Here is a 20,868-nt window from a genome sequence, read left to right as displayed (position 1 = left end):
GGGGCATGGATCCAAAAAAAGGGGAGGCGTGAGCCTCCCCTTTGCTTATGCAAGGATGAAGATTAACTGGTGTACATCTGGCCGGCGTAGACCACGAAGTGACGCAGGGCGAGCACGCCGATGATGGTGCAGCTGGCCACGGTTACCAGGAAGGGTTTGCTGTGCTTCCAGGACTTGGGGGCAAACACGCTGGAGAGTACCGGTACACCCAGGCCGATGCCGACCACTCCGACCCAGAACACCTGGGCCCAGGTACCGTCACTGATGGCCGCCAGGGCTGCCTGGGCCGCGGGACCGGAGAAGTTCAGGCCGACGAACAGCAGCACCAGCAGCATCGCTTCGTTGAAGGCCACCGGATACTCGATGCGGTGTACCTGCTCGATGCAGTCGGAGGACTTCTTACTGAAGAACAGGGTGGCCACCAGAATGTTACCCGCAGAGCCCACGCTCAAAGAGGAGGCGAGGAACAGGCCGGGCAGTACCGCGGTGTTCAGGATCGGGTAGCTGATCAGGGCCGACAACAGGAAGCCGGTGTAGACACCCACGCCGATGGCCAGAGCGAAGATCAGCTTGTTCAGGCCACCTTCGATGGCTCGGAACACGCCCATGATCCCCTTGAGCGATGGCATGGCCGCCACCAGGGACTTTTCAAACACCAGGGCGGAGTAGATAAACACCAGAGGAATGTAGGCCAGCAGCAACAACACACCCCAGGCCATCACAGACGTCAGGTTGTAGTTGAGCAGGATGATGTAGAACTCCCAGGGCTTGGTGAGGTCCAGCACCAGCAGGCCCATACCTGCGACGATGGCCAGAGGGCCGATGACCGCAGAAGCCTTAATCACCGGCAGACCGTCTACCGGCAGGCCGCGGCTTTGCTTATACCAGCGCAGACCGATGGCCACCAGCATGGAGCCGGCAGAGAGGCCTGCCATAAACAGGTAGACGGCGATGATCCAGTTCCACACTACCGGATCGTATTGTTCCATGGATCCCCAGAGTACATTCATGCGTTGATCCCTCCCTTCTTGCCGGGAATGCGGTACACACGAGGCTTGGTGCCCAGGTGAACCTTGTCTTGATAGTTAGGCTGGGTGTCCAGCAGTTGGCTCACTTCGCTGCTTGGGTCGGCGGCATCGCCAAACACCAGGGCGTCGGTGGGACAGACGCTGACACAGGCGGGCTGTTCGCCCCGGGACAGGCGGGTGTCCTTACAGAAGTTACACTTGTCCGGTACCCGGGTTTCTGGGTTGATGAAGCGCACCTTGTAGGGGCAGGCGGCAATGCAGTACTGACAGCCCACACACTTCTTGTCGTTGATGGTGATGATGCCATCGTCGCCCACGTAGGCGGCACCGGTAGGGCATACCTTGACGCAAGGAGCATCTTCACACTGCTGACACGACACGCGGTGGTACTTGAAGGCCAGGTTGGGGAAGTTACCTACCGGGCCTTCGATGCGCACCTGCAGCCGGGTCACCGAGTCTGGGATACTGTTCTCACTGCGGCAGGCCACGTTGCAGGCCTGGCAGCCGATGCACTTGTTCTCGTCGTGCACCATTACATAGCGTTTTTTCATGACCATCTCCGATTAGATCTTTTCCACTTTCACCCCGGTGGTGTGCAGGTTCATCCCTACAACCGGAGCGGTGACATGAGGCAGCAGGTTGCCGCAGTGGACGCCCTTGCCGAAGGCCCGGGCCAGCTCTTTGTTCTTGGAGCCAAAGCCCATGTAGGCAAATACGGTGTCGGGGCGGATGCCTGGGGTGACCAGGGCTTTACCCTCTTCACTGCCCACGTCGTTGTGCAGGCGGATGGCGTCGCCACTCTTGATCCCCAGCAGGCCGGCGGTCAGCGGGTGAATCCACACGGCGTTGTCGGACATCAGGTTGGCCAGGTAGGGCACATTGTGGGTGGCACCGTTGGTGTGAATGGCGGTCTTGCCCTGGATGAAGAACAGCTCGTCCGCCTTCTTCAGGTTCACCTCGCGGTACTTGATCACGCCCCGGCCCGGGGCCATCTTCTCCACCTTGGCGGAGCTCAGCTCAATCTTGCCGCTGGGGGTCTTGAACTTCATGGCGCTGGCGTAGGTGCCATCCTCGTCCAGGGTACGGGCGGTGTCGTACTGGGCGGCGAAGTTGGCCACCATCTCGGGCTCGCGCAACATCAGAGGCTTACCAAAGCTGACGTAACCCTCTTGCTTGATGCGATTGAGCAGCTTGGCGTCCTTCTTCACCTGCAGCAGCTGCAGGGTCTCGATGTTCTCCCAGGGGAAGTACTGACCCAGGCCCAGGGCGTCGGCCACCTGCTTCCAGATCTGCCAGGAGGGGCGGGTATCGCCGATGGTCTCGACCACGGGTTGACGCACATAGTAGGCAGGGTTCTTGCCAGATTTGTCGAACACCTCCTCGGAGCGCTCCAGGTAGGTGGACTCAGGCAGGATCACATCGGCGTAGGCGGCGGTCTCACTGACGTAGACGTCGCAGCAGACGATGAAGTCCATGGCGTTCATCGCTTTTACTACCCGGGCGCGATCGGTCATGGTCTGCATGGGGTTGGTGCGGCTCATCACCCAGCCACGGGTCTTGTAGGGGACCTCGTCCAGGGCGGAGTCGAGAATGCTCTGGTAGATGCCGCCGTTGGACCACAGCATTTCGTACTGCTGGTCGACCATGTCGATGCGTTTGGCGGTGGGCTTGGGCATATCCACTTTGGGCTTGGCCAGGCCGGGGGTGACGTCGGCACCGGCAAACTTGTTGTAGGTCTTGGCTTTCTTGCCGGCGTAGATGCCGCCCTTCCGCTCGATGTTGCCGATGAGCACATTGGCGGCGAAGATGGCGCGGCGCATCTCAAACTCTTCGGTGGTAAAGGTGGCGCGGTGCCCGAAGTCGATGACCGCATGGGGTGCGGCGGCCGCCAGTTCGTGGGCGATGCGGCGAATGTCCTCGGCGGGGACGTCGCTGATGGACTCGGCCCACTCAGGCGTGTAGCCAGCCACCTCTTTGGCGAACTCGTCGAAGCCGATCACGTGGCGTTCGATGAAGGCTTTATCGTAGAGGTTGTCTTTAATCAGCACATGACACAGAGCCAGGGCTACGGTGACGTCGGTACCCGGTTTGATGGCATGCCACTCATCGCCTTTGTCGGCGACCACCGAGAAGCGGGGCTCAAACACCACCAGCTTGGCGCCACGATCCGCCTGGGCCTTCATCATGCCGCGGGTCTCGGACATGTTGATCCCTTCGTAGATGTTGTGGCCGAAGTTGATGATGTACTTGGAGTTGCCCAGATCGCGCTTCATCTTGGTGCCAAAGATGGCGAAGGCGGCGATCTTGTAGGCGGTGGGACAGGTGGTGCCGTGGTTGAAGGTGTTGGGGCTGCCGAATGCCTTAGCCAGATGGAACAGGTGTTTGTGGTTGGAGCCGGACTTGGAGGAGAAGGAGACCGCTTCCGGGCCATACTTCTCTTTGATGGTGCCCAGCTTGTCGGCGATCAGGGCGTAGGCTTCGTCCCACTCGATCTCTTTCCACTGGCCTTCACCACGCTCGCCGACCCGTTTCAGGGGTTTCACCAGGCGCTGCTTGTCGTACAGCAGGCTGTGACCGGCGCCGCCACGGGCGCAGACCGCTCCGCCAAAGGATTTGGCGTTGGCATTACCCAGAATGGAGACGTTCTTGCCGTTGACGATGCGGGCGGAGATGGGACAGCGGGTGGAGCACATTTCACAGATGCTCTTCACCTCAATTGCTGAACCCTTGAGCTCGGTCTGCTCTAGGGCGCCCAGGGTACCTGGCAGCAGACTGGCCAGAGCACAACCTGCGGTGCTTGCCCCGGCTCCTTTCATAAAGGTTCGCCGATCGAGTTTCATCATGATTCCCCTTTTGGATTTTGATGGGTCTCCCCGCTCACCGGGTGCAGCGGTCAGCGGGAGGGATACTCAGTTGTCAGGGTCAGTGTCGAACGGGGAGGCAAGGGTCGGTATTGTGGTAAACCACATATCACTCTGATTGGTTAACGCTTTGTGATCTCTTTCGCAGTTCGATTTTTGAGCGATGAGTGATTGGGTGTTTGTCTATTGTGGTAAACCACATAAATGTCGGCGGGGGGATAAGAGAATGATTCTTGATACAAAAAAGCGCCCGGTTGGGCGCTTTTCGAGAGAGGGGTCTTAGCCCTGGTTTTTCATATAGCCGTCGAAGTTCTCGATGTAGTCCTTCATGTTGGCTTCCAGCATCTTGCGATACTCATCAATGTAGTACTCCATCATCTCCTCTTTACGAACGGTCATCTCTTCGGCGCTGTTGAAGCCGGAAGCGCCGAACCAGGCGTTATAGCGGGCCAGGGCCCACATAAAGGAGGCACTCACTTCGCCAGCCTGTACCTGAGGATCCTTGTTGTGGTCGTTCGCCAGGTGAATATGGGCGTTGGCGCGATCGAAAAACGCCTTGTTGGATTCGGACATGGGACTCTCTTCTCTATGGTGTTGAAGCTGCCAAGCTAGCAGCTTTGTCCCCGATGTGCCGGGGACTGGATTAAAGTTGTGATCAGGCTTCGTTGGCTCTGGTCAGAGTGATTTCGGCAATGCAGCCTGCTCCTTCATCGTTGTTACGGATGGAGAACTCCCCCTCCTGGGCTTTGACCAGGTCGCTACAGATGGCCAGCCCCAGCCCAAGACCGTCACTCTTGGTGGTGGTGAAGGTGGCCATCATGGTTTGCGGGTCTTCGGCGAAGCCGGGACCGTTATCTATGACCCTCAATCGCACCCGTTGTTCATCGAATCGCAGTTCAATAAGGATTTCGCCCTGATTGCCTGAGAGTTCTGATAGGGCATCTACACTGTTTTTCAGCAAGTTGATCAGTACCTGCTGCATTCCCACCCTGTCTGCTCGGGCGAAATAGGGTTCACCTTTGACCAGGGTACGAACTTGTACTCTGTGGCGCTCCAGCTCCAGCTTCATCAAGGAGATCCCTTCATCCACCAGGCTCAGGAGGTTGACCCGCTCGAGCACCGTATCCCGGCGCTTCAGCAGGCCACGAATACGCTGAACGACAGACGCGGCTCGCTGGGATTGCTGATTGATCTTATCCAGCAGGGCCAGCATCTCCGTATCGGGCTGGGTCTGACTGCGTAATCGAACCAGGCCGCCTTCGCTGTAGTTGTTGATGGCGGCGATGGGCTGGTTGATTTCATGGGCCAGGCCGGCACCGATCTCTCCTATCACTGCGGCGCTGTGGAGTCGCTCCAACTGAACCGCTTTGCGCTTGAGTTCCCGCTCGGTCTCCACCAGGGTGTCGCTTTTCTGACGAAACTTGAACTCGATCCAGAAGTGGTAGAGGGTGGCGATGACGAACAGCATTGCGATGGCCACGCCCCACTTGCGGTTGGCCTCCATCCACTCCAGCAGCAGGTCCCATTTGCTGACCTCCTGCTTCTGGTAGTGGAGGTTGGAGAACAGTTGAATCACCTTGAGCTGACTGATGGGGGCGGTCCAGCCTAGGGTGCCAGCTTCGATGGCGGCGGGGTGATCCGGGGTGAGCTCAAACAGGGCTCGGGTGATCTGTTTGGTCAGGTTGTAGCTGACCTCTTCGCTGGCGGCGAAAGACCAGTTGGGGTAGAGCTGGGTGCTGACCTGACAGTCGTAGCCGGGAGGACGACTCGGGTTGATCACCCGAAAGTCTTCGGTGCGGATTACTCCTTTTTCGACCATCTCTTCCATAGTACAGAAGGGGGTGATGGCGGCATCGATGTTGCGGTCTCGCACCTGGAAGATCAGCGGCCCCAGGGGGAAGCCTAAAAACTTCACCTCCTTGAAGAAATCTTCGGGAGTCATGCCCAGCTTATGCATCAGCCCTACGGTGGCCTGGTAACCGCCGAGGGCGTGACGACCACTGGCGGCGACCACTTTGTCCTTGAGGTCGTACAGGGTGCGATAGTCGCTGTCGGCGCGGACGATGATGGTGGAGCCGATGGCGTAGGTTGCGCCATTGTGTTTGGCTGAGCGCATGGTGGCCAGCCAGGAGAGTGGAAACTGATTGGAAAGGTAGAGGTATTGACCCGGGTTGGTGACGATAAACTCAATCTCACCAGCCTCCAGGGCGGCGTTGAGCTCCTCGAAGGAGCCGGGGCGTACGCTGAAGCGGGCTCCGTCCACCTTCTCGGTGAGGTAGTCCATCATCGGCTGCCAGCGCTTTTCTGCCTGCAGGTAGCCCCAATTGGCCAGGACTCCCACCTTAAGGTGCTGCTCAGTCTTGTCGGCCGCCCGCAGTGCTCCGGAAAACAGCAGTAACAGGCTCAGTAGTCCAATCCACAGGGGGGCAATGCGCACGGCTTGATCCAGAATCAATTTCATGATGGTTTTAACATAAGCCAGTCGGCGCCGGATTCAATGTGAAGCGACTCAAAGTTAGGGACTTTGCTATCGCTTATTGGTCGGATCTGAGATATCACTCTATGAGAAAAGACTAATTCGAGGAGAGAGTATGACCCAGAACCAGGGAGAGATGGTCTATCTGGTGGACGATGATGAGGCGATTCTCGACTCGTTGAGCTTCCTGATGGAGGGGTATGGCCTGAAGGTCAATGCCTTCAGCGGTGGTGCGGCCTTCCTGGAGACGGTGGATCTTGGTCAACCCGGTTGTGTCATCCTCGACAGCCGCATGCCCGAGCTGACCGGCCAGGAGCTGCACCAAAAGCTGAATGAGGCCAACAGCCCACTGGCGGTGATCTTCCTCACCGGCCATGGAGATGTGCCGATGGCGGTGGAAGCGCTGAAAAACGGGGCGTTCGATTTCTTTCAGAAGCCGGTCCAGGGCAAGGAGCTGTTCGAAGCGGTGCAGCGCGGGCTGGCCCACAGCGACAAACTCCACCACGACCTGAATCAACTGGCCCTGCTCCAGGACCTCACCGAACGTGAGCAGCAGGTGTTTCGCCTGGTGATCAACGGTTACACCAACAAGCAGATGGCAGACACTCTGTTTGTGTCGGTGCGCACCATCGAAGTGCATCGTTCCAACGTGATGAAGAAACTGCACGCCAGCAACATGGCCGGTCTGCTGAAGTACTCCTCGCTGCTTGACTCTATCGATCAGAAAACGTGATCGCTTAAGTGTCGTAACAACACCGCTTCTGGGTGGTGCTGTCATTCAATGGGTTTTCTTTTCGAATCTATAGCCACCCTGGGCGGCACCCCATAGCTGCTGCCCATTGTCGTCGTACCCTTTGGTCCAGCGAATGATGCGGTCAGGGTAGATCTCCAGATCGGTTTGCGAATAGCTGGCACCATACATGCGGTTGGTGCAGCTGTCTGCGCCGGTTCGTCCCTTATACCCCTGAGTATTGGGGTCATAGACCAGCTCGACGTTGCAGCCGGGTTTGGGGAGCAGTTGCTCTGGGGATAGCGACTCCAGCGGCGTTTGGGAGTGCCAGGCGCCGGCAAAGTGTCTGGGTGTGGGCAGTTCAAACAGGTGGATCAGAACCCCAGATGGGGTGGTCTCCAGGCGCAGTACCCGCTGACGAAATGGGCGCTCGGGTCTTTTTGAAGAGGCATGCTCCGAGTAGAGCCAGGGGCCATCACTGCGCTCTGTCCAGATCGGGACAATGTGCAGATTGAGGTCAAAGTAATTGAGAAGCTCTTTCGACTGGGTTTTGCTGGAGTAATTGCCGTTCATCCACTGTGCCAATTGCTCTTTGGCTTCAATGGCTTGGGCCGGTTGAATCAGATAAGTCAGCAGAAACAGAGAAGTCAGTAGCCTCATAGCCATCCAACAGAGTCGCTTCGGAGTGAAAGAGGATTGTTGCATAAATGCGACAATAATAAGAGAGGCTGAGGTGCCGCGGATGAAATTTTGAGTTTCGGTGCACAGATACGTGGCAACCAGAAAAAGAAAATCCCCTGTGCCGTTAAGCAACAAGGGATTGCCGGTGTATGCAGTCGGCCTGTGGATGATAAGTTGGCCTACGACATAGGATGGTGGTCGGCAAAGTGCCGGGGCATCAGGCTCACTGACTTCCATTTGCCCCTGGGAGAGTCATTCGATGGGCTCAGGCCTAGAATTCCTGATCCATTACAGACACCCATAATCGTTGGAAACAGACAACGACAACGGGATAGTAACAAAAGAAAATGGCCAAAATTGGTCAGTTTCTGTTCTTGTGAGGCGCATTCTGACATCTGTGAAGGTGGGGTGATGCCGCTCACGTCGAGCGGCAAAGTTGGGAACCTGGTCGGGTCGCTTTCGCTTAACTTACCTCTTTAGCGGCTTCGCAGTTGATGCTTCTGGTCATCAGGGATGCGCGTGCCTTGTCGTATCCCCAATTAAAGATGATGGCGTAGACCAGGAAGAACAGGATAAAGCCGATATCCAGCAGCAGTACTTGCCACAGGCTCTTGTTGAGCGCCCACATCAGTACCGGCAGAGTCAGAGGCAGCAGTCCCAATTCAAAACCCAGGCCATGACCCAGACGAATCAGAGGGGAGCGGCTGGTGCGATCCTCGCCGAACATCTTGTCGAACATCAGGTTGTAGGCGTAGTTCCACCCCATGGCGATCAGCGACAGTGCGATGGAGATGCCAGCGATGGTGTGGGTGGCCACCTGCAAAAACAGCGGCACTATGCCGACGATGATGATCAGTGCGAAGGCCTCGAACAGCAGGGTATGGAGGATGCGTTCTTTGGTGGACATGTTGGGCTCCTTAAATTGGCTTATGGCGCCCATTCTATTTTTTATTATGATAGGTGAAAGTTAGTAGCTATCGGTTTTGTAGATATGTATACCCTGGAACAGTTACGCATGTTTGTCACCGCGGTGGAGCAAGGCTCCTTCTCAGCCGCCGCCCGGCGATTGGGCAAGGCGCAGTCTGTGGTCAGTCAGGGAATTGCCAACCTGGAGATCGATCTGAACCTTGTCCTGTTCGACCGCAGCGGTCGTTCGCCTGTGCTGACTCCCCACGGCCGGACCCTGTTCGAGCAGGCACAGATGCTGATGTTGCATCATCAGCGGCTGCAAAGCAGTGCGCAAAGCTTGAGTTTGGGAGAGGAGAGCCAGTTGGTGTTTGCCCTGGATGAGGCCCTGATGATGCCGGGGCTGGAAGCGGTCCTGACTCAGTTTGCCGAACGCTTTCCTGCTACCGCGTTAGAGTTTTTGACCGTGGTCAGCCCGGATGTGGTGGAACTGGTTGATAGCGGCCGCGTACATTTGGGGCTGATGTTTTCTCAAATCCCCTACCCAACTGAACTGGATACTAGCTATATAGGCAGTCTGCCCTTTGTGGCGGTGGTGTCTCCAAAGCACCCCTTGGCGAAGGAGCAGAACCTGACCCTGGATCAGTTGAGTTTGCATCGGCAGCTTCTGGTGAGGGGGACGGCGGGAACTCTGATGGGAGATTTCCCTGCGGTCAGTCCAAACTGCTGGGGCACAAACAACTTCTACATGGTGGCGGAGCTGGCCAGCCGAGGTTTTGGTTGGGGTTACATTCCGCAGCACCTGACCCAAGACCCGGTATTTGGCCCCCGGCTTTTGCCGCTGGAACCAGAGTTTGATAGCCAGGCTTGGCAGGTGCCGGTGGACCTGGTCACTCGCCCGGGAGCGGAGAGCGGCCCAGCCCTGAACTGGCTGAAGCACGCACTGAAGGGATTACTTAGAGATGGGCTGGAGTAACAGTCGCCTAGCTGGCAGGGCCAGCCCGGGACACGCAGTCCCGGGCCGCGATGATCAGCCTTCGACGCCCTGGCTGCGCAGGTACTCGTCGTAGGTGCCGTGGAAGTCGGTGATGCCGTCCGCCTTCAGCTCGATGATGCGGGTGGCCACGGAGGAGACAAACTGACGGTCGTGGGAGACGAACAGCAGGGTGCCTGCGTAGTTCTCAAGGGCCAGGTTGAGCGCCTCGATGGATTCCATGTCCATGTGGTTGGTCGGCTCATCCATCACCAGAATGTTGGGCTTTTGCATCATCAGCTTACCGAACAGCATCCGTCCCTGTTCACCACCGGAGATCACCCGGGTGGATTTTTTGATCTCATTCTGAGAGAACAGCATTCTTCCCAGGAAGGAGCGGATGGTCTGCTCGTCGGCGCCTTCGGTGGCCCATTGTCCCATCCAGTCGAACAGGTTCAGATCGGTATCGAAGTCGGCGGCATGCTCCTGGGCGTAGTAGCCGATGTTGTGGTTTTCAGACCACTTCACGGTGCCGGATTTGGGCGCCATGCGGCCCACCAGGGTGTTGAGCAGGGTGGATTTGCCGATGCCGTTTTCACCGATGATGGCGATGCGCTCACCCACTTCCACCCGCAGCTCCAGGTTGTTAAACAGCAGGCCGTCATCAAAGCCCTGGGACAGCTTCTCCACCTCCAGGGCGTTTCGGAACAGTTTCTTCTCCTGTTCGAAACGGATGAAGGGAGACTGGCGGCTGGAGGCTTTGACCTCCTGCAGCTGGATCTTGTCGATCTGCTTGGCACGAGAGGTGGCCTGGCGCGCCTTGGAGGCGTTGGCGGAGAAGCGGCTGACGAAGTTCTGCAGCTCGGCGATCTGCGCCTTCTTCTTGGCGTTGTCCGCCAACATCCGCTCACGAGCCTGTTCGGCAGCGGTCATGTACTCGTCGTAGTTGCCGTGGTACATCCGCAGCTCGCCATAGTCGATGTCCGCCATGTGGGTGCACACCGAGTTCAGGAAGTGGCGGTCGTGGGAGATGATGATCATGGTGCAGTTGCGCCCGTTGAGCACCTCTTCCAGCCAGTGGATGGTGTGGATATCCAAGTTGTTGGTGGGCTCGTCCAGCAGCATGATGTCCGGGTCGGCAAACAGCACCTGGGCCAGCAGAACCCGTACCTTGAGGCCGGGGGCGACGGCGCTCATCAGGCCAAAGTGTTGATCCTCAGGAATGCCCAGGCCCAGCAGCAGCTCTCCGGCACGGGCTTCGGCGCTGTAGCCATCCATTTCGGCAAACTGCACCTCCAGATCGGCAACCAGCATCCCCTCCTCTTCACTCATCTCCGGCAGGCTGTAAATGCGATCACGTTCGGCCTTGACCTTCCACATCTCCTGGTGACCCATGATCACCGTGTCGATCACCGTGTACTCTTCGAAGGCCCACTGATCCTGCCCCAGCTTGGCCATGCGGGTGTTGGCTTCCAGGCTGACGTTGCCGGCGGAGGGCTCCAGCTCACCGGAGAGGATCTTCATAAAGGTGGACTTACCGGCACCATTGGCGCCGATCAGGCCAAAGCGATTGCCGCCGCCAAACTTGGCGCTGATGTCTTCGAAAAGGGGCTTATCCCCGAACTGCATGGTGATGTTGGAGGCGATGATCAAGGTGCTGCATTCCCAGTATGAAATTAAAAAAACGCCGCAGGGTACCTGTCAGAGCGTCACTGTGCAAGTGTTGTTCGATCCTGTCCTGTTCAGCCGAGGACCGAGGGCGGCAGTATCCACAATTTTTATGTGTCTATGCTGCTATCCTTATTGGGCTCGAATCCATGGTTTCTTGCCGCAGGCGCGGGATTGGAACCGAAGACTGTGCTGAAGGGAGGTGGGTATGAGGTACGCACTGAGCGCCATGGCTCTGTTGTTGGCCGCCCCTGCGTGGGCGGATGCCCCCTGCGGGGATCTGGGGGAGTGCCGGGTCTACATCGAGATCAATGCCATTGACGGGGACATCGGCTTCCATACTCTGTTCGATGGTGACGGCTGGGAGACGGCTCAGATGACCGGGCCGGACGGCACGCCGCTGCTGGACACCGAGTTGTCCGGCGCTTTGTCGGATCAGACCCTGACCGAGAATTTCTTCGAGAGCGCCGAGCCCGTGTGTGAACCCGGGTTGGCGGAGGAGCCTGATGAGGAGGTCGTGACCCTGCCGGAGTTTCTGAGTCGATTTCCCGCCGGCAGTTACGGTTTTAGCTTGGACAGCGGCGACCAGACTGGCAGTACCATGTTGACCCATATGATTCCCGCAGCGCCGGCTGAGGTCGAGTTTGACGGCAAGTGGATCTCTTGGCAGTACGGCGAGGACCTCGGAGAGTGCACCACCTGGCCCGATGGATTTGGGGTGGCACCCGAGAGTTCCATCATCGCTTATGAGGTGGTGGTGGAGCCCGACGACGATGAGCTGTCGCAATTTGCTGTCACTCTCAGGGTGCCTGCCGAGGTTAATCAGGTCCGGGTGCCGCGAGCCTACTTGCGATCATTGCCGCCAGGAACCCCTCTCAAGGTGGAGGTGGGTGCCATTGAAGGGCGGCCGGATGGCTCTTTCGGCAATCAGACATTTACCGAAGAGGATGGCTTCTGCAACCTGAGAAATCAGCATCAATGTTCTGAAGAGGAGTAACCGGCGGCCCTGCATTGGCTATCTGATATAGTGGCGGCAGTCTTGTCCTATGAAGTCAGAGTATGAAGTCTTACCCGGCCACCCTGAGGGTGGCCACTTTCAATGCCAGCATGGAGGCGGACAACTACTGCCGCGGCGCCGAGGCGCGCGATCCCCGCGCCCTTGAGAGACGGTTGCGCAGTGGTCGTAACCGCCAGATTTGCAATATCGCCGAGATCATTCAGCGGGTGCGACCCGATATTCTGTTGCTCAACGAGTTTGATTACATCAAGGATCCCCGCCGAGGGGCATTGGCGTTTCAGCGTCGTTACCTGGCCGTATCCCAGAACGGTCAGCGTCCCATCCACTATCGCCACGTCTATACCGCTCCGGTGAACAGCGGAGAGCCCAGTCCCCTGGACATCGACGGTGATGGCCTGGCATCCGGCAGCGGCGGCGACGCCTGGGGTTTTGGCCACTATCCTGGCCAGTACGGCATGCTGGTGCTGTCCCGTTTTCCCATCGAGCGCAGTCGGGTGCGCAGCTTTCGGCTGTTTCCCTGGCACAAGATGCCCGGCGCCCGGGAGCCGATGCACCCGGATGGTTCCCCGTTCTATGACGAGCTGACCTGGCGCCAGCTCAGGCTCTCTTCCAAGAGCCATTGGGATCTGCCCATTCAGATCCGGGGCCAGACTCTGCATCTGTTGGCGGCTCACCCGACGCCACCGGTGTTTGACGGGCCGGAGCGGCGCAATGCCGCCCGTAACTTCGATGAAATTCGGCTGTGGGCCGATTATGTGGATCCCAGCCGAAGCGGTTATCTGATGGACGATCTGGGGGTTGCCGGAGGATTGGCGCCGGAGGCGGCCTTTGTCATCGTCGGTGACTACAATGCCTCACCGGTTGAGGGCCGATCCTTGCCCGGGGCCATCGAGCAGCTGCTGGGCCACCCTCTGGTGAACAGTGAGCTGGAGCCTAACAGCCAGGGAGGCGCGCAGCACTCACAGGCGAACCCTCACGGACAGAGTCATACTGCAGACTGGCGTGCCAGAGTAGATTATGTGTTGCCGTCCAGGTCGGGCATTGAGGTGGAACAGGGCGGGGTGTTCTGGCCCGAGCCCAGCAGTGATCAGGCGTATCTGGTCAGTGGCCGGGGGGCCTCTTCAGACCATCGTCTGGTGTGGCTGGATCTGCGCCTGGACTGAGGTGATTTCAGTCGTTGCTTTCAGCTTTTTGTTTAACAAAGTCAGTTAGTTAGGTAACCATGTTGCTACCTGCGCATTAACACCTTGGCAACCATGCGCGCGGCGCATAGTGAAGTTGCATAATCTTCACCCCTTACCCCTATGGTTCCCTCCAAATATGAAGCGTAGACTTTGTCCACTTTTTTAGGTCGAGGTGGGGTATGGGCTCCCAGTCACTGCTGATGCAGCTTGTGAGAACCGGGCTGGTACTGGCCATTGTGCTGATCGCGGTTAACCGGTGCGATCCCCTGCTAGATGCCTTTGCCAGTCAGGCGATGGGCTCTGGTTGCCACTCTACCGGTGGCAGCGGTCATCATGCCAAGCACCATCACCACCGAGAATTCCCGGAGTAGAGTCACCATGAGTATTTTCCGCTTCCCCCTGTTGGTGTGGATGGGCATCGGTGTGCTGGTCATCAGCCTGGGCATTCGTCAGTCGTTTGGCATCTTCCTCTCCCCCATGGTGATGGATTTTGGTACCGGTCGGGAGTTTTTCTCCTTCGCCATTGCCCTGCAGAATCTGCTGTTTGGCGCTTTCCAGCCCTTTGTGGGGATGGCGGCCGACCGCTTCGGCCCGGGTCGCATCATTGTGGCGGGCTCTATCGCCTATGGCTCAGGCCTGTTGCTGACCGCTCTGACCACCCAGCCGGACTGGCTCTATCTCTCCCTGGGTGGTCTGGTGGGGCTGGGACTCAGTGCCACCAGCTATGTGATCATCCTCGGGGCGGTGGCCCGGGCGGTGCCTGCGGAGCACGCGGCCAAGGCCTTCGGCCTGACCACGGCGGCGGGCTCCTTCGGCATGTTTGCGGTGATCCCTGGTGCCCAGGCGATGCTGACCCATTTCGACTGGCGGGTCACCATGGAGCTGTTCGCCGTGGCCTGCACCCTGATGGTGGCCTTTGCCTCCTTCATTAAGCCAGCCTCAGAGGAGCACTCCGCTGCGGCGCAAGGGGAGGACAGCCAGACCCTGAAGCAGGCCCTGGGAGAAGCGTGTCGTCATCGCGGCTACTGGTTTATCCATGCGGGTTTTTTCGTTTGCGGCTTTCATGTGATGTTCATTGCCACCCACCTGCCCAGCTACCTGGCGGACAAGGGACTGTCGGCCCAGGTGGCGGCGCTGGCCCTGGCCTATGTGGGGATCTTCAATATCTTCGGCTCCTATTTCTGGGGCCTGATGGGGGATCACTTCGATAAGCGCTACGTGATGACGACGCTGTATCTGACGCGCACCGCGGTGATTACCGGCTTCGTGACCCTGCCGGTCACCGACGCCAGCGCCTCGCTGTTCGGTGCCGCCATCGGCTTCTGTTGGCTGGGCACAGTGCCACTGACCTCAGGTCTGGTCAGACAGATCTTTGGTGCCCGCTACCTCTCCACCCTCTATGGGCTGGTGTTCTTTACCCATCAGGTGGGCAGCTTCCTGGGGGCCTGGGCCGGTGGCCGCATCTACGACCACTACGGCACCTATGAGCCGATCTGGTGGAGCACCGTGGTGCTGGCCTTTGCGGCCGCTGTGTTGCACCTGCCCATCGACGCCCGCCCTCTGGCCAGGTTGCAGCCTCAGCCAGCCTGAGCGGGCTCCGGGTCGGCGGCCAGGCCGCCTCCCAGGGCGCGATAGAGGCTGATGTGGGCCAGCAACTGGTCCCTTTGCAACTGACTCAGGGCCAGCTGAGCACTGAACAGCTGACGTTGGGCGTCCAGCAGATCCAGAGAGGTGGCGACGCCATTTTGATATCGGAGCCTGGCCAGACGCACATACTCCTGAGAGGCGCTGACCAGTTGTTGCTGGGCTTCCATGGCACTCTGGGCGCGGCGCACCCTGGCCAGGGCGTCACTGACCTCGGTGTAGGCGGTCAGTATCGCTTCCCGATAGCTCAGCTCAGCCTGTTTCAGTTCTTCGGCGGCGATCCGCTCCTGGGCTTTGAGCTTACCCGAGTTGAACAAAGGCTGGGTCAGGCCGCCGAGCAGGCTCCAGGTCACCCCTTCACTGTCGAGAATGTCTCCCAGTCTGTCGCTTTCGATGCCGTAACTGCCGCTGAGAGTAAAGCTGGGCAACAGGGCTGCTTTGGCGACGCCGAGGGAGGCGCTAGCGGCGACAAGCTGCTGCTCGGCCACCGCCACATCGGGTCGCTGGCTGAGCATGTCTGAGGGCACCCCGATGGCCAGCACATCGGTGATCCCCAGGGCGGTGAGCCCCTGTGGCAGCTGGTACTGGGCGTTCAAATCGTAGCTTCCCAGCAGCAGTTTCAGCTGGTTCTGCTTCTGATGGCGATCAAAGTCCAGGGCGGGCAGGGTGGTGCGGGCGGACTGATACTCTACCTCGGCCTGACGCACCTCCAGTCCGGAGATCACCCCGTTTTCCTTGCGAAGCCGCGCCAGTTTCAACTCTTCCAGCCTTACCCTGGCGGTGTCTTTGGAGATGCGGTAGCGCTGCTCTATGTCCAGCCACTCGTAGTAGCGGCTGGCCACGTCGCTGATAAGGCTCAGGGTGGCCAGGTTCAGCTGCTGTTTGCTGCTGAGCAACTGGGCGTAGCTGGCTTCGCTGCGCCGGCGGTTCGCGCCCCAGAGATCCACCTCCCAACTGACCATGCCATCCAGATTGAAGGTGTCGGCGATCTCCGGATCACTGTTGGTCAGCCCACTGTCGCTCTCGCGCTCGGCGGACAGGCCCAGGCTGAGTTCGGGGTAGAGGGCGGCGTCGGTGACCCTGGTTTGTTCCCGGGCAGCCTGGAGCCTGGAGCGGGTGACCTCCAGGCTGAGGTTGTCCGTCAGTGCCTGCTCTATCAGCCCTTGCAGTTGAGGGTCGAGGAAGAACCGGCGCCAGGGCAGGGTGCCCAGGTGAGCACTGACCCCCGGGGTGGCATCAAAGTGCTCCGGCAGGGATTGCTCTGGTCGTTGGTAGTCAGGACCGACGGCGCAACCGGTGAGGATCAGGGCCAGAGTCAGGGGCAGCAGTCTCATGGGCGTGCCTCCTCGGTTTGGGTCTGCTCTGGCAGTGGCGGCTTGTTACGGGATTTCAGCCATCCGGCGCAGGTGATGAAGAACAGGGGCACCAGCACGATGCCGACGCTGGTGGCCAGAATCATGCCGCCGAGAATGGGGATGGCGATGGACTGACGGCTGACGGCGCCCGGGCCTGTTGACAGCACCAGGGGCAGCACCCCGAGGATGAAGGCCATGGAGGTCATCAGGATGGGGCGGAACCTCAGTGCCGCCGCCTCCAGGGCGGCATCCACCCGGGAGCGTCCCTGCTGATGCAGCTGGTTGGCAAACTCGACAATCAAAATGGAGTTCTTGGCGGCCATGCCGATGAGGGCGATAAAGGCGATTTGGAAAAACAGGTTGCTCTCCATGCCGCTGACCATGGTTGCGGACGCGGCGCCCAGCATGGCCACCGGGGCGATCAGCAGCACCGCCACCGGAATGGTCCAGCTCTCGTAGAGGGCGGCCAGGAACAGGAACACAAACACCAGCGCCAGGGTAACGGCGATGCCGGTCTGGTTGGCGGATTGCACCTCCTGGTAGGTGAGGCCGCTCCACTCGTAGCGGAAGGTGTTGGGCAGCAGTGGCGTGGCCACGCGCTCGATCGCCTTGATCACATCGCCGGTGGCGTAACCCGGCGCCGGGGTGACGTTGATGGAGGCGCTGGAGAACATGTTGTAGTGGGTGACCGACGCCGGCCCCACACTGTAGCCGTATTCGGCCAGCACGCCGATGGGTACCATGGCACCGCTGCTGGAGCGGACATAGAAATCCTTGATCTGGTCGGGGAACTGGCGGTACTCCTGCTCCGCCTGGATCTTCACCCGGTACACCCGGCCAAACAGGTTGAAGTCGTTGACCGTGGAGGAGTCGGTGAAGGTCTTAATGGTGCTGTAGATGTCGGACACGGTGACGCCGATGGCCATCGCCTTGGCTTCATCCACCGACAGTCTCAATTGAGGAATGGCCGACTGCAGGGAGAGCCCGGCCCGGGACACTTCCGGCTGGCGCTTGAGCTGCTCCACCAGTTCCTTGGCGTTCTCAATCAGCCCTTCGAAGTTGGTGCCGGAGGTGTCCTGCAGCTCCATCTCCACCCCGGAGCCGTTGCCGAGGCCCGGGACCGCCGACGGCAGGTAGAGGCTGAACTCCGCCTCCAGCACCTGATGCAGATCTTTCTGCAGCTGATGCATCACCTTCTTAACCGTATGTCCCTCCGGTTTGCGCTGCTCCCAGGGGGTGAGGATCACTTCAAACTGGCCGTTGGCCTGGTTGGAGCCGGAGCGGCGGTTCTCCCCCGCCAGGGTAAAGGAGTAGGCCACCGCGGGGTGGGCCATCACATACTGCTCCGCCTTTTTCAGCACCTCCTGGGTGCGGTTGACCGTGGAGCCGTCCGGCAGGGTCATGTCGATGAAGAAGCGCCCCTGGTCTTCGTCGGGCATAAAGCTGGCGGGCAGCTGATTCATGATTAGGTAGACCCCGCCCACCATGATGGCGAAGGCCAGGTAGCTGCGCTTGGCGTGGGACTGGGTCAGCCCTACCAGAGAGACGTAGCGGTTGGTGGCGCTGTCCAGTACCCGATTGATCCAGCGGAACAGGGCATTGGGTTTGCTTTCCTCATGGGTGAGCAGGATGGCGCACAGGGCCGGACTCAGGGTCAGGGCCACCAGGGTGGAGATCAGCACCGAAACGGTAATGGCTACGGCGAACTCCCGGTACATGATGCCGGTGATCCCCGCCAGGAAGGAGACAGGCACAAACACCGCCGCCAGCACCAGGCTGGTGGCCACCAGGGCACCGGAGAGCTCCTTCATGGCGACCCGGGTGGCCGCCGCGGCGCTCAGTCCCTTCTCTTTCATCAACCGCTCGACGTTCTCCACCACCACAATGGCGTCGTCCACGACGATACCGATTGCCAGCACCAGGGCCAGCAGGCTGACGGTGTTGATGGTAAAGCCAAAGGCCAGCATCGCCGCCAGAGTGCCCACCAGGGAGACGGGTACGGCGATGGCGGGGATCAGGGTGGCGCGCCAGTTCTGCAGGAACAGGTAGACCACGGCCACCACCAGGATCAGGGCTTCTATCAAAGTCTTGACCACTTCGGAGATGGAGTCCTCGATAAACTCCGAGGCGTCATAGAACACCTGCCACTGGACCCCGGCAGGGAACTTGGTGGCCAGCTCTGCCATGGTCTCCTTCACCTTGCGGGTCACCTCCAGGGCGTTGGCCCCGGGCAGCAGGTAGACCTGGACGATGGTGGCGTTGGCGCCGTTGAGCTGGGATTGCAGGGTGTAGGCGGAGGAGCCCAGTTCGACGCGGGCGATGTCGCGCAGTCGGATCAGTGAGCCATCGGCGTCGGCGCGGACGATGATCTCGTTGAATTGTTGCACGCTGGAGAGGCGGCCAGCGGCGGTGATCGGCAGCGTCAGTGACAGCTGATCGCTGTTGGGCTGGGTGCCTATGGTGCCCGCCGGACTCTCCTTGTTCTGGGCCTTGATGGCCCCGATGACATCCGAAGTGGTCAGTCCGTAGCCGGCCATCATGTCCGGCTTGAGCCAGATGCGCATGGAATAGCTGCGCGCCCCTGTGTTGCGGGTACGGCCCACCCCGGGGATCCGTTTCAGCGCCGAGGTGATGTTGATGGTGGCGTAGTTACTCAGGTAGATCTCATCGAAGCGCTCATCGTCCGAGGTCAGCGCCAGCTTCAGCAGCTCCACCGAGGCTTCCTTGGACACCGAGACGCCCTCGGTCTGCACGTCGATGGGCAGGCTGCCGAACGCCTGCTGGGTGGCGTTTTGCACATCCACCGCCGCCAGATCCGGGCTGGTGCCCACATCGAAGGTGATGGTGACGTTGGTGCTGCCGGAGTTGGTGCTTTTTGAGCTCATGTAGATCATGTTGGGCACCCCGTTGACCTCCTGCTCCAGCGGCGTCGCCACCGACTCGGCGGCGGTCACCGAGGTGGCGCCCGGGTAGGAGGCGGAGATCTTCACCTGGGGTGGGGTGATGTAGGGGTACTGATCGATGGGCAACTGGAACATGGCCACCAGTCCGAGCAGGACGATGACGATGGAGATGACGCTGGCAAATACCGGCCGATTGACGAAGAACTGGGCCATCACTCCTGCTCCTGTGCCTGTTGCTGCTCAATCTGCTGCTGTTCCAGCGCCTGGGCTTTCTCCTTGGTGTCCTCCCTGGACTGGTACTCTTCGGCGGTCAGCGGCTCGGCCAACTGGCCATGCTGCACCCGGTGCATCCCCTCGATGATCACCAGCTCGCCGGCGCGCAGGCCGCTCTTGACCACCACGCCCTCCTCACCCTGGTGCTTGATGACGATGAAGCGACGCTCCACCTTGTTGTCCGGCAGCACCACCATCACGTAGACCCCCCCCTGGTCCACCCGGGTGGCCTTCTGAGGGATGACGATGGCGTTCTCCAGCTCGGAGAGTTTTATGCGGGCGTTGGTGTACTGGCCGGGAAGCAGTTCCCGGTCCGGGTTGGGCAGCACCGCCCGAACCTCGAAGGTGCCGGTGTCCGGGTTGACCGAGGGATCGGTAAAGCTGACGTCCCCCCAGTAGCGGTATTCGCTGTTGTCCGGCAGGGTGATGCGCACGAAGCCTTCGACGGTTTTCCCTTCAGTCTCCGCCTCCCGTTTGGCCCGCTCACTGACGATGCGGCGCCGGGCGTTGAGATAATCCAGGGCCGACATGTTGAAGTTGACGTAGATGGGGTCCACCTGGCGCACCCGGGTCAGCAGCGACTGACCCTGGCTGCCGACCAGGGCGCCGATGTCCACCTCGGAGCGACTTACCAGGCCATCGATGGGGGCCTGGATCTTGGTGTAGCTCAGCTCCAGTTCGGCCTCCTCCAGCTCTGCCTTGGAGGCGGCCAGGTTGGATTTGGCCTGCGAGAGGGCGGAGAGGGCGTTGTCGTAATCCAGCTGGCTGGCGGCATCCTGCTCATAGAGGGGACGCAGGCGGTCGGCGTCACGCTGGGCCTTTTCCAGAATGCTGCGCTGGGACGCCAGTTTGGCCTTGAGGCGGTTGACCACCGCCAGGTAGGGTTTGTCGTCGATCTGGTAGAGCGGATCCCCCGCCTTGACGGCGCTGCCCTCTACGAAGATGCGCTCCTCCACGAAGCCATTGATCCGGGCCCGCACCTCCACGTCCAGCGAGGCTCGGGTTACCCCCACATAGTTACCGTACAGCGGCACCGTGGCAGTCTGCACCTCCTCCACGACCACCAGCTTGGGTTCGATGGTGACCTCGGGTTTCTGGCAGGCAGACAGGGCGAGAGCCGCGAGAGTGAGCAGCGTCAGCGAACGGGGGGAGCGAATAGCCATCAGTG

The 20,868-nt window shown here is 59.8% G+C and carries 17 protein-coding genes; 6 read left to right on the top strand and 11 right to left on the bottom strand.

All coding sequences use genetic code 11. The features are described 5' to 3' along the window. Positions 1–62: 62 nt before the first annotated feature. The 5 genes from nrfD to G505_RS21270 form a co-directional block, all read right to left on the bottom strand. The gene (gene nrfD, locus G505_RS0110290) at positions 63–1,010 is read right to left on the bottom strand and encodes an NrfD/PsrC family molybdoenzyme membrane anchor subunit (RefSeq protein ID WP_028109478.1); all 948 of its coding nucleotides are present in this window, start codon (positions 1,008–1,010) and stop codon (positions 63–65) included. Continuing rightward, entirely contained in the window at positions 1,007–1,579 is a 573-nt protein-coding gene (locus G505_RS21275; protein ID WP_035385301.1) for a 4Fe-4S dicluster domain-containing protein, read from the bottom strand. Before G505_RS21275 ends, nrfD begins: the two co-directional genes overlap by 4 nt. A 12-nt stretch (positions 1,580–1,591) precedes the next feature. Next, positions 1,592–3,871, bottom strand: a complete 2,280-nt coding sequence (phsA, locus tag G505_RS0110280; RefSeq protein ID WP_028109477.1) for a thiosulfate reductase PhsA — start codon at positions 3,869–3,871, stop codon at positions 1,592–1,594. A 297-nt stretch (positions 3,872–4,168) separates the two neighbouring features. Continuing rightward, complete coding sequence (locus G505_RS0110275) at positions 4,169–4,462, bottom strand: DUF3144 domain-containing protein (protein WP_028109476.1); 294 nt, start codon at positions 4,460–4,462, stop codon at positions 4,169–4,171. 82 nt (positions 4,463–4,544) lie between these two features. Next, the gene (locus G505_RS21270; RefSeq protein WP_051216059.1) at positions 4,545–6,350 is read right to left on the bottom strand and encodes a sensor histidine kinase; all 1,806 of its coding nucleotides are present in this window, start codon (positions 6,348–6,350) and stop codon (positions 4,545–4,547) included. Positions 6,351–6,480: 130 nt separating this feature from the next. Here G505_RS21270 and G505_RS0110265 point away from each other — a divergent pair, with 130 nt between their 5' ends. Next, complete coding sequence (locus G505_RS0110265) at positions 6,481–7,098, top strand: response regulator transcription factor (protein ID WP_028109475.1); 618 nt, start codon at positions 6,481–6,483, stop codon at positions 7,096–7,098. Positions 7,099–7,143: 45 nt separating this feature from the next. On the opposite strand, the gene G505_RS22450 is transcribed toward G505_RS0110265, so the two are convergent. Together G505_RS22450 and G505_RS0110255 are read right to left on the bottom strand one after the other, a co-directional pair. Further along, positions 7,144–7,755, bottom strand: a complete 612-nt coding sequence (locus G505_RS22450) for a chromophore lyase CpcT/CpeT (RefSeq protein ID WP_028109474.1) — start codon at positions 7,753–7,755, stop codon at positions 7,144–7,146. A 484-nt stretch (positions 7,756–8,239) separates the two neighbouring features. Then, on the bottom strand, positions 8,240–8,683 hold the full coding sequence (locus G505_RS0110255) for a PACE efflux transporter (RefSeq protein WP_028109473.1): 444 nt from the start codon (positions 8,681–8,683) through the stop codon (positions 8,240–8,242). A gap of 84 nt (positions 8,684–8,767) precedes the next feature. On the opposite strand from G505_RS0110255, the gene G505_RS0110250 reads away from it, so the two are divergent. Continuing rightward, on the top strand, positions 8,768–9,658 hold the full coding sequence (locus G505_RS0110250; RefSeq protein ID WP_028109472.1) for a LysR family transcriptional regulator: 891 nt from the start codon (positions 8,768–8,770) through the stop codon (positions 9,656–9,658). Positions 9,659–9,712: 54 nt separating this feature from the next. Here the strand turns inward: G505_RS0110250 and G505_RS0110245 are convergent, their stop codons facing one another. Further along, positions 9,713–11,308, bottom strand: coding sequence for an ABC-F family ATPase (locus G505_RS0110245; RefSeq protein WP_028109471.1), 1,596 nt, complete (start codon positions 11,306–11,308; stop codon positions 9,713–9,715). Positions 11,309–11,531: 223 nt separating this feature from the next. Between G505_RS0110245 and G505_RS0110240 the strand changes: the two genes are divergently transcribed. The 4 genes from G505_RS0110240 (at position 11,532) to G505_RS0110225 (ending at position 15,115) form a co-directional block, all read left to right on the top strand. Further along, a complete protein-coding gene (locus tag G505_RS0110240; protein WP_028109470.1) occupies positions 11,532–12,320 on the top strand; it encodes a hypothetical protein in 789 nt (262 codons plus the stop codon). Between the two features lie 62 nt (positions 12,321–12,382). Then, positions 12,383–13,504 (top strand): endonuclease/exonuclease/phosphatase family protein, encoded by a 1,122-nt coding sequence (locus G505_RS21260; RefSeq protein WP_051216058.1) that lies wholly within the window; start codon positions 12,383–12,385, stop codon positions 13,502–13,504. A gap of 200 nt (positions 13,505–13,704) precedes the next feature. Beyond that, entirely contained in the window at positions 13,705–13,896 is a 192-nt protein-coding gene (locus tag G505_RS0110230; RefSeq protein ID WP_028109469.1) for a hypothetical protein, read from the top strand. Between the two features lie 7 nt (positions 13,897–13,903). Next, positions 13,904–15,115, top strand: coding sequence for an MFS transporter (locus G505_RS0110225; protein ID WP_028109468.1), 1,212 nt, complete (start codon positions 13,904–13,906; stop codon positions 15,113–15,115). Here G505_RS0110225 and G505_RS21255 read toward each other — a convergent pair. From G505_RS21255 to G505_RS0110210, 3 genes are read right to left on the bottom strand one after another with little or no spacing between them, the layout of a single operon-like run. Beyond that, positions 15,103–16,503, bottom strand: coding sequence for an efflux transporter outer membrane subunit (locus tag G505_RS21255; protein WP_051216057.1), 1,401 nt, complete (start codon positions 16,501–16,503; stop codon positions 15,103–15,105). The two genes, G505_RS0110225 and G505_RS21255, sit on opposite strands and share 13 nt — an antisense overlap. After that, positions 16,500–19,640: an efflux RND transporter permease subunit gene (locus G505_RS21250; protein WP_035385300.1), complete on the bottom strand. Its 3,141-nt coding sequence runs from the start codon at positions 19,638–19,640 to the stop codon at positions 16,500–16,502. The genes G505_RS21255 and G505_RS21250 overlap by 4 nt, the downstream gene beginning before the upstream one ends. After that, positions 19,640–20,863 carry an efflux RND transporter periplasmic adaptor subunit gene (locus tag G505_RS0110210; protein WP_035385299.1) on the bottom strand — a complete coding sequence of 408 codons (1,224 nt, stop codon included), beginning with the start codon at positions 20,861–20,863 and terminating at the stop codon, positions 19,640–19,642. Before G505_RS0110210 ends, G505_RS21250 begins: the two co-directional genes overlap by 1 nt. Positions 20,864–20,868 lie beyond the last annotated feature (5 nt).

Source organism: Ferrimonas futtsuensis DSM 18154, assembly GCF_000422645.1.
Lineage (GTDB): Bacteria > Pseudomonadota > Gammaproteobacteria > Enterobacterales > Shewanellaceae > Ferrimonas > Ferrimonas futtsuensis.
The sequence above is the reverse complement of the archived record's forward strand: the minus strand, read 5'-3'. Positions and strand labels throughout refer to the sequence as shown.

Coding starts and splice junctions, on each gene's coding strand:
- nrfD (WP_028109478.1), bottom strand. CDS start 1,010: ATGAATGTACTCTGGGGATCCATGGAACAATACGATCCGGTAGTGTGG.
- G505_RS21275 (WP_035385301.1), bottom strand. CDS start 1,579: ATGAAAAAACGCTATGTAATGGTGCACGACGAGAACAAGTGCATCGGC.
- phsA (WP_028109477.1), bottom strand. CDS start 3,871: ATGATGAAACTCGATCGGCGAACCTTTATGAAAGGAGCCGGGGCAAGC.
- G505_RS0110275 (WP_028109476.1), bottom strand. CDS start 4,462: ATGTCCGAATCCAACAAGGCGTTTTTCGATCGCGCCAACGCCCATATT.
- G505_RS21270 (WP_051216059.1), bottom strand. CDS start 6,350: ATGAAATTGATTCTGGATCAAGCCGTGCGCATTGCCCCCCTGTGGATT.
- G505_RS0110265 (WP_028109475.1), top strand. CDS start 6,481: ATGACCCAGAACCAGGGAGAGATGGTCTATCTGGTGGACGATGATGAG.
- G505_RS22450 (WP_028109474.1), bottom strand. CDS start 7,755: ATGAGGCTACTGACTTCTCTGTTTCTGCTGACTTATCTGATTCAACCG.
- G505_RS0110255 (WP_028109473.1), bottom strand. CDS start 8,683: ATGTCCACCAAAGAACGCATCCTCCATACCCTGCTGTTCGAGGCCTTC.
- G505_RS0110250 (WP_028109472.1), top strand. CDS start 8,768: ATGTATACCCTGGAACAGTTACGCATGTTTGTCACCGCGGTGGAGCAA.
- G505_RS0110240 (WP_028109470.1), top strand. CDS start 11,532: ATGAGGTACGCACTGAGCGCCATGGCTCTGTTGTTGGCCGCCCCTGCG.
- G505_RS21260 (WP_051216058.1), top strand. CDS start 12,383: ATGAAGTCTTACCCGGCCACCCTGAGGGTGGCCACTTTCAATGCCAGC.
- G505_RS0110230 (WP_028109469.1), top strand. CDS start 13,705: ATGGGCTCCCAGTCACTGCTGATGCAGCTTGTGAGAACCGGGCTGGTA.
- G505_RS0110225 (WP_028109468.1), top strand. CDS start 13,904: ATGAGTATTTTCCGCTTCCCCCTGTTGGTGTGGATGGGCATCGGTGTG.
- G505_RS21255 (WP_051216057.1), bottom strand. CDS start 16,503: ATGAGACTGCTGCCCCTGACTCTGGCCCTGATCCTCACCGGTTGCGCC.
- G505_RS21250 (WP_035385300.1), bottom strand. CDS start 19,640: ATGGCCCAGTTCTTCGTCAATCGGCCGGTATTTGCCAGCGTCATCTCC.
- G505_RS0110210 (WP_035385299.1), bottom strand. CDS start 20,863: ATGGCTATTCGCTCCCCCCGTTCGCTGACGCTGCTCACTCTCGCGGCT.